This is a genomic window from Flavobacterium johnsoniae UW101 (assembly GCF_000016645.1).
Classification (GTDB): Bacteria; Bacteroidota; Bacteroidia; order Flavobacteriales; family Flavobacteriaceae; genus Flavobacterium; species Flavobacterium johnsoniae.
Genome location: NC_009441.1, coordinates 5,887,348 through 5,899,971, shown reverse-complemented (window position 1 = coordinate 5,899,971; position 12,624 = coordinate 5,887,348). Strand labels below are relative to the sequence as shown.

At 32.0% G+C, this 12,624-nt stretch carries 14 protein-coding genes; 12 read left to right on the top strand and 2 right to left on the bottom strand.

Annotated features, from left to right (window positions below; genetic code table 11):
* Positions 1-36 precede the first annotated feature (36 nt).
* The 5 genes from FJOH_RS25200 (at position 37) to FJOH_RS25180 (ending at position 4,023) form a co-directional block, all read left to right on the top strand.
* Complete coding sequence (locus FJOH_RS25200) at positions 37-1,812, top strand: AAA family ATPase (protein WP_012026842.1); 1,776 nt, start codon at positions 37-39, stop codon at positions 1,810-1,812.
* A 167-nt stretch (positions 1,813-1,979) separates the two neighbouring features.
* Positions 1,980-2,429, top strand: a complete 450-nt coding sequence (locus tag FJOH_RS25195) for a Panacea domain-containing protein (RefSeq protein WP_012026841.1) — start codon at positions 1,980-1,982, stop codon at positions 2,427-2,429.
* A complete protein-coding gene (locus tag FJOH_RS25190; RefSeq protein WP_012026840.1) occupies positions 2,430-2,867 on the top strand; it encodes a hypothetical protein in 438 nt (145 codons plus the stop codon). It abuts the gene before it with no gap.
* A gap of 126 nt (positions 2,868-2,993) precedes the next feature.
* Entirely contained in the window at positions 2,994-3,395 is a 402-nt protein-coding gene (locus tag FJOH_RS25185; protein WP_012026839.1) for a helix-turn-helix domain-containing protein, read from the top strand.
* Positions 3,396-3,573: 178 nt separating this feature from the next.
* Positions 3,574-4,023 (top strand): GNAT family N-acetyltransferase, encoded by a 450-nt coding sequence (locus FJOH_RS25180; RefSeq protein WP_012026838.1) that lies wholly within the window; start codon positions 3,574-3,576, stop codon positions 4,021-4,023.
* 154 nt (positions 4,024-4,177) lie between these two features.
* Here the strand turns inward: FJOH_RS25180 and FJOH_RS25175 are convergent, their stop codons facing one another.
* Positions 4,178-4,963, bottom strand: a complete 786-nt coding sequence (locus FJOH_RS25175) for a sulfite exporter TauE/SafE family protein (protein ID WP_012026837.1) — start codon at positions 4,961-4,963, stop codon at positions 4,178-4,180.
* A gap of 309 nt (positions 4,964-5,272) precedes the next feature.
* Entirely contained in the window at positions 5,273-5,899 is a 627-nt protein-coding gene (locus FJOH_RS25170) for a Crp/Fnr family transcriptional regulator (RefSeq protein ID WP_012026836.1), read from the bottom strand.
* Between the two features lie 401 nt (positions 5,900-6,300).
* Between FJOH_RS25170 and FJOH_RS25165 the strand changes: the two genes are divergently transcribed.
* The 7 genes from FJOH_RS25165 (at position 6,301) to FJOH_RS25135 (ending at position 12,610) form a co-directional block, all read left to right on the top strand.
* Positions 6,301-6,612: a rhodanese-like domain-containing protein gene (locus FJOH_RS25165; protein WP_012026835.1), complete on the top strand. Its 312-nt coding sequence runs from the start codon at positions 6,301-6,303 to the stop codon at positions 6,610-6,612.
* Positions 6,613-6,685: 73 nt separating this feature from the next.
* A complete protein-coding gene (locus FJOH_RS25160) occupies positions 6,686-8,266 on the top strand; it encodes an NADP-dependent glyceraldehyde-3-phosphate dehydrogenase (protein ID WP_012026834.1) in 1,581 nt (526 codons plus the stop codon).
* A gap of 215 nt (positions 8,267-8,481) precedes the next feature.
* On the top strand, positions 8,482-10,353 hold the full coding sequence (locus tag FJOH_RS25155; protein ID WP_012026833.1) for a M1 family metallopeptidase: 1,872 nt from the start codon (positions 8,482-8,484) through the stop codon (positions 10,351-10,353).
* A 17-nt stretch (positions 10,354-10,370) separates the two neighbouring features.
* On the top strand, positions 10,371-10,763 hold the full coding sequence (locus FJOH_RS25150; RefSeq protein ID WP_012026832.1) for an ACT domain-containing protein: 393 nt from the start codon (positions 10,371-10,373) through the stop codon (positions 10,761-10,763).
* Between the two features lie 157 nt (positions 10,764-10,920).
* Positions 10,921-11,538 (top strand): hypothetical protein, encoded by a 618-nt coding sequence (locus FJOH_RS25145; protein ID WP_012026831.1) that lies wholly within the window; start codon positions 10,921-10,923, stop codon positions 11,536-11,538.
* Positions 11,539-11,656: 118 nt separating this feature from the next.
* Positions 11,657-12,064: a GNAT family N-acetyltransferase gene (locus FJOH_RS25140; RefSeq protein ID WP_012026830.1), complete on the top strand. Its 408-nt coding sequence runs from the start codon at positions 11,657-11,659 to the stop codon at positions 12,062-12,064.
* A gap of 168 nt (positions 12,065-12,232) precedes the next feature.
* On the top strand, positions 12,233-12,610 hold the full coding sequence (locus FJOH_RS25135; RefSeq protein ID WP_012026829.1) for a hypothetical protein: 378 nt from the start codon (positions 12,233-12,235) through the stop codon (positions 12,608-12,610).
* Positions 12,611-12,624 lie beyond the last annotated feature (14 nt).

Here is a 12,624-nt window from a genome sequence, read left to right as displayed (position 1 = left end):
TTAAAATGTATTATAATAAATATAAAAAGAGTAGTAGTGATAAAAATTGTTATAAAAAATAAATACAAATCTATAGACGTTTGTGAGTTTGAACTTCCTAATTTTTCAGTTTTAACAGGTTTAAATGGGAGTGGTAAGACACATTTGTTAGAAGCAATTGCAAATAATATAATTAGTGATGTATATGTAAATGGAAATAAAATTTCTTATGTAAGATACATTCCTTTTAATGGTTTGAATTCAGATATTAAAGAAGAATGTGATCCAGATGTAATCACAAGATGGATAAAAAGTATAGTGGATCCATTTAGAAAATCACTTGAGTCATTAAAAGAAAGAGGCGTAGAATTAACCGAGAGTAATTTGATAAATTCAAGTGGTGATATGAGTTTTAGATTTGCCATAAAAAAAGTTTTAGAAAAAATAGGGAAAAAAATAGAAGATATTACAGATGATGATTTTTCAAATTATTTTGATGCATCTATGATTGCTCAGAATGATTTTTTTACAGCTCAATTTGCTCTAATTTTTAAAAATTATCATAGATTGTTTATTGAAAACGAATTAAACATATATTATAAATCTAAAAATATTCCTACAGAATCTGATGGTTTATCTAATAATGATTTCATTAATAGAAATGGTATTGCACCATGGGATTTTGTAAATAATATACTTGCCGAGATAGATGTACCATATATTGTAAATTCACCCAGTGGAACAAGAGCAGAATCTAATTTTAAATTGAGATTAATTAATCAAAATAATGGAATAGAAATTTCATCACAAGATTTGTCAACTGGTGAGAAAGTTTTAATGTCTTTAGCTTTAGCAATTTATAATTCAAGTGGAATAGATAATAAACCTGAGCTTTTATTGATAGATGAACCTGACGCTGCATTGCATCCCTCCATGTCTCGAAAAATGATTGATATACTTAATAATCATATTGTAAAAGTAAGTAAGATTCCTAGTTTGATAACTTCTCATTCACCAACTACAATAATTTCGTCAGATGGGATTTCAATTTATCAAATGGAAAGAGGAAATTCAATACCAAATAAAATTTCAGTACAAAAAGCCGTAGAATTATTGTCAAGTGACATTCCATTTTTGAAAATTTCTAATGATAAAAGAAGACAGGTGTTTGTTGAGAGTAAATATGATGTAACATATTATGAGCTTTTAACTAATATTCTTTTAACAATTGACAAGATAGAATCTGAGCCAATTTATTTGCCAGCAAGAACTTCAAATGGATCTAATTGTACTGATGTAATTGAAGTAGTAAATAACTTGTATGATAATGGTAATGACCAAATTTATGGAATTATTGATTGGGATACAAGGAATGAAAATAAAGGAAGGATAATTGTTTTAGGAGAAAACGAAAGGTATTCAATTGAAAATTATCTTTTAGATCCATTAATGATGGGATTGCTTTTTATTAGAGAAGCAAAAGTTCCAATCTCCGAATTCGGATTCGAAACAATATCGAAATATTCAGAAATTGGAAACTTACAACTTGCAGAAGCTCAGGTGATAATTGATAAAATATTGGTTGATTTAGGCTTGTTTTCTGCTAACGTAATTGAATATAATTTATACAATGGGTGGAAATTAAATATTTCTTCCGAATTTAATTTATTTCAAGGTCATGATCTTGAAAATTTATATAAAAGAAAATATCCTTTTTTAAATGTTTATCAAAGAGAAGATTCTCTAAAAAAAGATGTTATTCAAAAGATTGTAAATGATTTTCCAGAATTTGTTCCCATTAGAATTTTCGAAACAATAAAAAAAATTAAATAAAACTTAATTAATGATATTCTTATATTAGTGCTGTCCGCTATATATAGTCAAGAAAAAGGAAAAGCTCAAAAAGCTTCCTATTAAATTTTCTTAATATAACTTTTACAAATAGTGGATTTCATCTCCTTTTTCTTAGTTTTGTTAAAAGAGAAATTAAAAGACAGCAAATGTATAATTGTTTTGATATAGCCAAATATTTTATTGAGCTGGCGGAAGAAGAAGGTCAGGGACTTGACCCAATGAAACTGCTCAAGCTTACTTACATTTCGCACGGCTGGCATTTAGGAATTACCGGAAAACCTCTTTTCGATAATGAAGTGCAGGCCTGGAAATACGGTTCGGTTATTCCTGATTTGTATTACGAAATACGAATGTTTGGAAAAGATCCTGTTGATCCGTTTTTGATTAATATTTCGGCTAAAACTCCATTGAAACAGGAAGACAAAGAGTTTCTAAAAAAAATCTGGAATAATTATAAAGGTTTATCAGGATTACAGCTTTCGGCTTTAACGCATGAAGAGGGAAGTCCGTGGTCGCAGACTTGGGACGGAACGCACAATGTAATTATTGGCAATGATATTATTAAAGAATATTATAAGGAAAAACTAGATAGTTAAATGGAAAAAACACTGGCAGAAAAATTACCCGAAAGTGCTTTAGGAAACGATATTATTAATATTCCGAAAGATGTTACCAAAGAAGCCGAAAAGGAAAATCATTTAATGAAACCTTATGATCCGAAAAGCCATTCGGAATATATTGAATTAAAAAGATTTGAAATCGAGCAGGCAAACGAAAGTTTAGAGCGAAAGCTAAGACAGGAAAATGCTAAAAAAGCTTTTATTTTTTCGTCAAGATGGGCTATTTTTATTGCTCTTGTTATTTTATTGCACGGAGCAGGAGCGTCTTACAAATTCTTTATTTTATCACAAACTGAGTTTTTATTTGTTGTAGGGACTTTAACGACATCAATTTTTACTTTTTATACTTTGGTTTTGAGATATTTATTTTACAGAAAACCAAATGCTAAAACTACAGAAAAGAAAATAGTTTAGATAGTTTTTTTGTCAGAAAAATTATATTTTTGTTTCAATCAAAGACACAAACTTGTATTATACATAAGGCAAAGTGTATTTTACTGATTCCGATATTTTTTCAAGAATTTTAAATATCTTTGAACTATGAGCACATTGAACAGACCCAGAAATATTGGCCGAAATATAAGTCGAATTAGAGAACTTCGCGGCATGAAACAAGGAGCACTTGCAGATGCTATTGGCACAAGCCAGCAGACTATTTCAAGTATAGAAACGAGCGAAACTGTTGATTTTGATAAACTGGTGGAAATTGCAAAAGCACTTGGTGTAACAGTTGAAGCTATTGAAAATTTTACAGAAGAATCTGTTTTCAATTTCTTTAATAACTTTTATGATAATAGTTCAAGTCAAGGAAATAGTTTTAATCAAGGTATGAATGCTACTTTTAATCCTTTAGATAAAGTAATCGAGCTTTATGAGAGATTAGTTCAGGCTGAAAAAGAAAAAGTAGAATATCTGGAAAAGCTATTGAATAAAGAAAAATAAAAACTTTAAGTTTACCCAAAAAATACAAATCCGTTTATTTTTAGAAATAAACGGATTTTTAGTTTTATTGAGGTTAATACTTTGGCAGAATGCTGGATGACCTTGTTTTCTGTAAACTGGACTATAAGTAAGCTTGTGGTTTGCCATACTTTCGCTTTTTTAACTAAAGCATTTAACAATGGATTACAAAATCAAAAAAGCAAGTATTGAAGATCTTAATGAAGCAGCTGAACTTTTTAATCTTTATCGTGTTTTTTATCGTCAGGAATCTGATGTAGAAAAAGGAAAAGCATTTCTAAAAGAACGACTATTGAATAATGAGTCGGATATTTTTTTAGTAACGATTAACGAAAAAGCGGTTGGGTTCGTGCAGCTCTACAAATTATTTCATTATACAAAATTGCAAAAACAATGGCTTTTGAGCGATCTTTTTGTACATCCGGATTATCGAGGCAAAGGATTATCTGTGGCGTTAATTGACCGTAGTAAATTATGGTGTGAAGAAACTGGAGCGTGTGGTTTAATGCTTGAAACTGAAAAAACAAATGATATTGGGAATACATTATATCCTCGATGCGGTTTTGAATATGATGGACTTCACAATTATTATCATTGGTGGAGAAACTGATAAATAATTGACTGCAATTTAAAATATTAGAAAAAACTTAATTTAAATACAAATCCGTTTATTCCCCAAAATAAACGGATTTTTTTAGTTTTCATCTTTGCCAAAATTAAAAATCTTGACAAAGACTACTTTACAAGTGCAAACTAAATTCGAATTAAAATAAAACTTCTTTTGTAATAATATAAAATCCCATTACGAGAACAAACCAGCCAAAAAGCGGTTTTAATTTCGCGCCGTCGATTTTTTTAGAAAGCTGACTTCCGATAAACATTCCCAAAAGCGCCATTCCTGAAACGCCTAATAAAAAAGTATAATCAATTGGAGTTCCGATGTATAAATCACCGCCAAAACCTATTGAAGAATTAATGGTGATGATTAGCAGTGAAGTCCCAACGGCTTGTTTCATAGGTAATTTGGCGAAAAATAAAAGGGCAGGAATAATTAGAAATCCTCCTCCAGCGCCAAGAAATCCTGTTACGATTCCAACCAAAAAACCAATTATGCTTAGCTGAGTATAATTGGTTTCGGTGCTTTTTATTTCGGACTGATTTTTCTTGATCATCGAAATCGCCGCGGTTATCATCAAAATCGAAAAGACAATCATAATTAGAAAATCTTTTGAAACTGAATAAGAGGCAATTGAGAAAATAGTCGAAGCAATCTGCGGGAAAATAACTTCGCGGATAATCAATATTGAAATTACAGACGGAACAGCAAAATACAATGCTGACTTTAGCTTTAGATTTCCCATTTTGTAATGGCTGTAACTTCCAAATAATGCCGTCAGTCCAACAATAAATAAAGAATAAGAAGTTGCCTGATCCGGATTTACTTTAAATAAATAGACTAAAATAGGAATAGTAAGAATAGAACCGCCTCCGCCAATTAAGCCAAGAGAAATCCCGATTATGATTGAAGCAAAATATCCTAAATATTCCATTGCATTTGTTTTTATGCAAAGTTGCTTCGGAAATTAGAAACCTACAGTAACATTTATCACATACAGATATTTTTTTGCAGGTGAATTTTTGCCCACGGATTTTACGGATGAAACGGGTTGTCGCGGAATGTTAAGATTCTATGTGTTTAAAAATTTAAGATAAAGTGTGTCAGTTCGAGCGAAGTCGAGAACCCGCAAAGCATTTCGACTTCGCTCAATGTGACAAAACAATCTGTGTAAATCTTTTAATGTGTGGCAAAAAGAAAAACAGCGTGAACCCGTTTCATCCGTAAAATCCGTGGGCCAATATTATTTTAGTAATTCAATCTGGTTTCGGTTAAGTTTTACCAAACCGCGCTGCTCCATTTTTTTCAGCAATCTCGAAACAACTTCTCTGGAGGTATTTAATTCGGTTGCGATTTCCTGATGCGAGAGATTCACTTCAGAACAGCCGCAGGCATCAGAATGTCTTTTTAGGTAAAACTCCAAACGTTCATCCATAGAACGGAAAGCAATATTATCGACAACTTCCAGAACTTCTTCAAAACGGCTTCTGTAGGTTTCAATTACAAATTCGTACCACGATCTGTGTTCCATCATCCATTTATCCATCATTTGCAGCGGAATCATCATGACCGAAACATCTTCGACAACCTTTGCCATAATCTGGCTTTTTTCGCTTTTGGCGGTGCAGATCATCGAAATAGCGCAGGCTTGTCCGGGTTGCAGATAATACATTAAAAATTCGCCTCCATCTTCGCCTTCACGGTAAATTTTGATTTTTCCTTTAGTTATCAAAACAGTGTTTTTAATATACTGTCCGGTACGCATTAAAATAGTTCCGGCTTCAAAATCCTGAAGACTTCCGTTTTCTTCAATAGTGGCAATAAGTTCGCTGGAAAAATTAGGAAAGATGGTTTTTAATGAATTTTGCATTAGAGAGATTTAAAAATAGAAACAACATTTAACCATTAAGCGATTAAGTTTCATTAAACTTAATTTACCTTCATTTCTTAATGGTTGGAAATAAAAAACTTTAATGTTTGTGTCTTGTTTGTTTTGTCAAAAAGAGATTAAAAATTATAATTTTTTACAAAGATAATCGATTCAGGTTATATTAATTGTCAGAAAACGAGATTTAGGTTGAATTTTATGTAAATGAAAAAATCCTATTTTCTATCGATTTTGCAGACTATAATTTTAAAAATAGTAAGTAAATTTGTAAATCACTGATTATAATACTTTCTCTAAAACGTTTTCTGAGAATAATAATCGAAATCGCATTTGGTACGTTTTTTATAAATAGAAACGTCGTAATTTTACAAAAAACACATATTATGAATTTATCACAAGAAGATTGGGTTAATCAGCTTGCTGCTGACGAGAATGCAGTTATACTGGACGTAAGAACTGAAGACGAATTTAATGACGGCTATATTGAAAATGCTTTAAACATTGATATCAATAAAGGTCAGGCTTTTATTTATGAAATCGAAGAATTAGATAAAAATAAAAACTACTATGTGTATTGTCGTTCTGGAGCCAGAAGTGCTAAAGCATGTCAGATTATGAACGAGTTAGGTATAGAAAATGCCTACAATCTGCTTGGTGGTATACTGGACTGGGAAGGCGAAACCGTACAACCATAAAAGAAGAAGAGGCACAAAAAGCCTCTTTTTTCATTAAAAAAACTATTAATAACCAAACAAAAATTACCAGATTATGAGTTTAATACCCGAAGAGTTTGAGATTAAAACCCTTATAAATCAAGATACTTATCTTGTAAATGGTGAATTAAAACAATGGACAGGACAAACCACTCCTGTGTTTTCTACCATTTCTTCTACAGAAAAATACACACCTACATTATTAGGATCGATTCCTTTTATGGGCGAAGCCGAAGCAGCAGAAGTTGTTGAAGCCGCAAATGCAGCCTATGATAAAGGACAAGGTTTATGGCCAACCATGAAAGTGGCTGACCGTATTAAATGCATGGAGAATTTCGTTAAACAAATGAAAGAAACCCGCGAAGAAGTGGTTAAGCTTTTGATGTGGGAAATTGGGAAAAACCTTGGCGATTCTCAAAAAGAGTTTGACAGAACCGTTGAATATATTTATGATACCATTGCCAGCTATAAAGAATTAAACGGACGCAGTTCGCATTTTGAAAAAGTGCAAGGTGTAAACGCTATGATTCGCCGCGGGCCTCTTGGAGTAGTTTTATGTCTTGGGCCGTACAATTATCCTTTAAATGAAACTTTCTCATTGTTGATTCCGGCTTTGATTATGGGGAATACCGTGATTTTTAAACCTGCTAAACATGGTGTTTTATGTATTTCGCCATTATTAGAAGCTTTTAGAAGCAGTTTCCCAAAAGGAGTTATCAATATTGTTTACGGAAGAGGACGTGAAGTAGCTTCGCCAATTATGAAATCTGGTAAAATTGATGTTTTGGCATTAATTGGAAACAGTAAATCGGCGATTGCTTTGCAGGATCAGCATCCAAATAAAAACAGACTTCGTTTAATTTTAGGTCTTGAAGCTAAAAACCCGGCGATTATTCTTCCGGATGCCGATTTAGATTTGGCAATTCAGGAATGTATTACGGGAACTTTGTCTTTTAACGGACAGCGTTGTACAGCTTTAAAAGTTCTTTACGTTCACGAATCAATCAGAGAAGAATTCAATAAAAGATTCTCTGAAAAAGTAGATGCGCTGCAATTTGGAAATCCGTGGGAAAAAGGAGTGTCTTTAACACCGCTTCCAGAAACTGAAAAACCAAACTACATTCAGGGATTAATTGACGATGCAGTAAGCAAAGGCGCAAAAATCCTGAACGAAAAAGGAGGAAAACATTCAGAGAATTATATTTTTCCAGCCGTTTTATATCCGGTAAACAGCAAAATGCGTGTGTATCACGAAGAACAGTTTGGTCCAGTAGTTCCAATTATTTCTTTCAAAGATATTCAGGAACCTTTAGAAGATATGGCCGAATCTAATTACGGACAGCAGGTAAGTTTGTTCGGAAAAGATATTAAAACCCTTGCACCGCTTATCGATGCTTTGGTAAACTTAGTATGCCGTGTAAACTTAAACAGTTCTTGCCAAAGAGGTCCGGATGCTTTCCCATTTACAGGTCGTAAAGATTCTGCAGTAGGGACATTAAGTATTCCAGATGCTTTGCGCTCTTTCTCAATTCGTACGTTTGTCGCTTCAAAAGATATCGCTTATAACAATGAAATTCTGCAGGAATTGTTAAACAGCAAAGAGTCGAATTTTATTAATACCGACTATATCTTGTAAGCATCAAGGTTATATATTAATTGTAGCAGGCCGTCTTTTTCTTTATAAGAATCAGACGGTTTTTCTTTTTTTAAGATGCGAAATACTAAGGTTCTAAGCTGCTAAGTTTTTTGATTTTGTAACTTTGAAGATAAATTTTATCAATTTTGTAACTTTATTTTAAAAATAAGGTCTTATATAAAAAACTTAAATTTTATAAAACCAAAAACCAGCTTATGAAAAAATTATCAATTCATCTTGCATTCACTGCTTTTTTAATTCTGGCACAAACAGGATTTGCACAAGAGCTTTATATGCCAAGAAATATTAAGGCCGCTTATGCCAAAGGCACTCGTTCTGCAGACGGAAAACCCGGAAAAAATTATTGGCAGAATCATGGTAAATATACTATGGATATTACGGTTGATGCCAAAACCAAAATGGTTTCGGGAACAGAAACCATTATTTACGAAAACAACAGCAATGACAGTTTAAGAAATCTCGTTATTCGTTTTGTAAACAATCTTCATAAACCATCAGCACCAAGAAGCGGCGATGTGAGCGAGGATTTCTTAAGTAACGGTTTAACGCTTACGTCTCTTAAAGTAGCTGGGGAAACCTATAATGAAAATGCCAGAAATTGGGGAACTGTTGGAAACGTAAAGCTAAAAAAAGCACTTGCACCGCATTCTAAAACAACTATTAATATCGACTGGAATTATCCTTTATCAAAAGAAAGCGGCAGAGAAGGGCAAATAGACGAAAGTACTTTTTTTGTGGCCTACAGTTATCCAAGAGTTTCTGTTTTTGATGATTATAACGGCTGGGACAGAATACCTCATACAGATCGTCAGGAATTTTATAACGACTTTAATGATTATGTTTATTCTGTAAAAGCACCAAAAAACTTTGTGGTTTATGCGACCGGTGATTTCTTAAATCCAGATGAGGTTTTACAGCCGGAGTTTGCAGCGCGTCTAAAAAAATCATATTCAACAGATGAAATTCTGCATATTGCAAACGAACAGGAGATGAAAAGCGGTATTGTAACCAAACAAAACGAATGGAATATCTGGAAATTTGAAGCCAAAAATATTACTGATGTCTGCTTTGGTTTAAGCGATCATTATTTATGGGATGCCAGCAGTGTTTTGGTAGATAAAAAAACAAACCGCCGCGCGAGTGTTCAGGCAGCGTATGATATTAAAGGAACCGATTTTGTAAACTCAGTTAAAAACAATCAGTTTGCTTTAGACTGGTTTTCAAATAATTGGCCTGGAATTCCATATCCATATTCTAAAATGACTGCTTTTCAGGGATTTGCTGATATGGAATATCCAATGATGTGTAACGATTCGCAGATGAATGATCCAAAATTTGCTCAATTAGTTCAGGATCATGAAGTAGCGCATACTTATTTTCCGTTTTATATGGGAATCAACGAAACCCGTTACGCATACATGGATGAAGGCTGGGCAACAACTTTTGAATACTTAATTGGAATTGCAGAGCATGGAAAAGAAGCGGCGGATAAATTCTACAAAGAGTTTAGAGTTGAATACTACATTAACGATAAATCTACAGAAGAAGATCAGCCGATAATTTCAATGTCTACACAGGTTTCTGGTCCGGGTTATGGAAATAACTCTTACGGAAAAGCGTCTTTGTCTTATTTAGCACTAAAAGATATGCTTGGAGATGATTTGTTTAAAAAAGCGCTTCACCATTATATGGATACCTGGAACGGAAAACATCCAATACCTTGGGATTATTTCAATTCGATGAATACAGGTTCAGGCAAAAACTTAAATTGGTTTTTCAACAACTGGTTTTTTACCAATAATTATATTGATATATCTGTTAAAAATGTTTCCAAAAACATTGTTTCAATCCAAAACAAAGGCGGTTTTGCCATTCCGTTTGATGTGATTGTGGTTTATGCTGACAATTCAACAGAAACAATTCACGAAACACCTTCTGTTTGGGAGAAAAATCAAAAAACGGCACAGGTAGCAGTTAATACTAAAAAACAAATTAAAAAAGTGACTGTTGACGGCGGAATATTTTTAGATGCAACGCCGGATGATAACATTTGGAACAGTAAATAATAATCAAAATAAATAAAATGTCAGGAGAAAAGGATTTACAAACATTACTAAAAAGCATGAAACCTGAACATAAGTCTGGTGATTATGTTTTTTGTAAAGTCCAAAAATTAGAGAATCTAAATTTAGATGAAATTGCAATGATCTTTAGAGAAGATGAAGCCATAACGCTGATTTTAAAAAAAGAAACTGCCGATAAATTAAATTTAGAATATTCTGTTGTAATGTCCTGGATTACACTTTCTGTACATTCTTCGTTGGAAGCAGTTGGTTTAACTGCCACTTTTTCAAAAGCACTTTCAGATCATGAAATAAGCTGCAATGTTGTAGCCGCGTTTTATCACGATCATATTTTTGTAAATAAGAAAGATATTACACAATCGATGAAAATTTTAAATTCATTTTCAAATTAAATTTACATCAAGTAATCTCTTTTACTTGTAATAGAAGGAAAAAGCCAAATCTTAAAAAAAGATTTGGCTTTTTTTGATACTTTATTACGGGAAACCGTATTTGTAAGAAATTTTTATTCACTACGTTTGCAAAAAATAAAAAAACACCCCTAAACCAATGAAAAATTATTTAATTCTTATCATTTTGTTGTTTTCAATGAAAATTGCTGCACAAAATGATGCTAAGGCTAAATTCCAGAAAAATAAATACGAATTGGCCGTTTCTTATTACAAAAAATCAGATTTTGTAAATGCTTTAGACCAATTTTCAATCGCATCTAAAATTAGACCTGAAAATGAAATAGGTCAGGAATCAATCAAAAAAGTAGATACCTTAAAAGAAATTTTAAGAAAAGAAATTTTAGAGAAAGTAAACGGAACCTGGCTCATGACTGGCGATAAACCAAGCTGGACTGTAAATGCGAATGATAATTTTAAGAACAAATTAGTTGACGAATTAGTAGAAATTGGTAACAATAAAATTTTGTTTTATGAAGTAGATCGTAAAACAAAAGCAAAAAAACTTATAAAAACTGAAGATTTGGTGTATTACAATATGGATAAATCAGACGCTTTATTTTCAGCATTTATTTTATCAGATGGTACAATTTGGAACTGTACAGTTGATGATAAATCAAAAGTTCTTCATGTAATTAATATTGCAAAAAAAGGAGAAAACGGAGTTGAAAAAATTACAGAAAACAACGATGAGATATTTTATAAAAAAGCTATTTAAGCTTTATTGTAAATAAATAAACAAAAAAGGAATCTAAAATTAGATTCCTTTTTTGTTTTTGAATCATATAAAGTATTTTTTAGTCCATAAATTTGTAATCAGTTAATGGACTTTAAAAATGGAAATAAAAGAAATTCAAGCTTCACAAACCTGGCAGATTAGACATGAAGTAATGTGGCCGGATCAGCCTTTTGAATTTGTACAATTAGAAGAAGACAATTCAGGGTTTCATTTTGGAGTTTTTGATGAAGATAAATTAGTTTCTATAGTTTCTTGTTTTATTGAAGGAAAAGAAATGCAGTTTAGAAAATTAGCCACTTTAGAAGAATATCAGGGAAAAGGAATTGCATCATGTCTTTTAAAATACATTTTCGAATTTGCAAAAAGCAGAGACTTAAAAAGGGTATGGTGTAACGCAAGAAGTAACAAAAAATTGTTCTATGAAAAATTTGGAATGAATGATACCTTTAAAACCTTTGTAAAAGCAGATCAGGAATTTACGATAATGGAAATTATGCTTTTTTAAGTTTATTTGTAAATTATTGATTTTTAGACATATGTCAATAAATGTAAGATAATGAATAAGATTTTTGCTGAATATTAAATAAAAGAAAACGTTTTCGTTTTAAGTAACTGTTAAACCTTGTTAAAAATTCTTTTTTTGTTTTAATTCTTTTATTACTTTCGCACCGAAATGAGAAAGTTAATAGTATTTTTAGTATTCATGAATATGCTTCTGTTTGGCGGAGGCCAATACTTGAATGCCAATACTTTTGGTGCTCATAATCACCATCATCTGCAAAAACACCGAGTTAAATTTACCAATCAGGATCGAGGCAGTTCAATAATTGAAGATGCTGATGTTGATATTGAAGAAGATCTTCTTGGCGGTGATGATACTAATTTACTAACGAACAAGTATTTTACTGCTTCGTATAGTTTGGTAGACGCTTTATATCTGACACTTTCAGATCAGTCTGCAGCGAATGATTCTAATCGTTTAAAAATTTCTGTCCCTTTCTTCGGGCATTCAAATCCTATCTATATTACTCAACGAGTATTACGAATTTGATTTTACAATATACA

What these genes read in the sequence shown, in the direction of transcription:
- FJOH_RS25135 (WP_012026829.1), top strand. Translation starts at nt 12,233, where the DNA reads ATGAGAAAGTTAATAGTATTTTTAGTATTCATGAATATGCTTCTGTTT.
- FJOH_RS25155 (WP_012026833.1), top strand. Translation starts at nt 8,482, where the DNA reads ATGAAAAAATTATCAATTCATCTTGCATTCACTGCTTTTTTAATTCTG.
- FJOH_RS25185 (WP_012026839.1), top strand. Translation starts at nt 2,994, where the DNA reads ATGAGCACATTGAACAGACCCAGAAATATTGGCCGAAATATAAGTCGA.
- FJOH_RS25165 (WP_012026835.1), top strand. Translation starts at nt 6,301, where the DNA reads ATGAATTTATCACAAGAAGATTGGGTTAATCAGCTTGCTGCTGACGAG.
- FJOH_RS25160 (WP_012026834.1), top strand. Translation starts at nt 6,686, where the DNA reads ATGAGTTTAATACCCGAAGAGTTTGAGATTAAAACCCTTATAAATCAA.
- FJOH_RS25140 (WP_012026830.1), top strand. Translation starts at nt 11,657, where the DNA reads ATGGAAATAAAAGAAATTCAAGCTTCACAAACCTGGCAGATTAGACAT.
- FJOH_RS25175 (WP_012026837.1), bottom strand. Translation starts at nt 4,963, where the DNA reads ATGGAATATTTAGGATATTTTGCTTCAATCATAATCGGGATTTCTCTT.
- FJOH_RS25170 (WP_012026836.1), bottom strand. Translation starts at nt 5,899, where the DNA reads ATGCAAAATTCATTAAAAACCATCTTTCCTAATTTTTCCAGCGAACTT.
- FJOH_RS25145 (WP_012026831.1), top strand. Translation starts at nt 10,921, where the DNA reads ATGAAAAATTATTTAATTCTTATCATTTTGTTGTTTTCAATGAAAATT.
- FJOH_RS25195 (WP_012026841.1), top strand. Translation starts at nt 1,980, where the DNA reads ATGTATAATTGTTTTGATATAGCCAAATATTTTATTGAGCTGGCGGAA.
- FJOH_RS25180 (WP_012026838.1), top strand. Translation starts at nt 3,574, where the DNA reads ATGGATTACAAAATCAAAAAAGCAAGTATTGAAGATCTTAATGAAGCA.
- FJOH_RS25190 (WP_012026840.1), top strand. Translation starts at nt 2,430, where the DNA reads ATGGAAAAAACACTGGCAGAAAAATTACCCGAAAGTGCTTTAGGAAAC.
- FJOH_RS25150 (WP_012026832.1), top strand. Translation starts at nt 10,371, where the DNA reads ATGTCAGGAGAAAAGGATTTACAAACATTACTAAAAAGCATGAAACCT.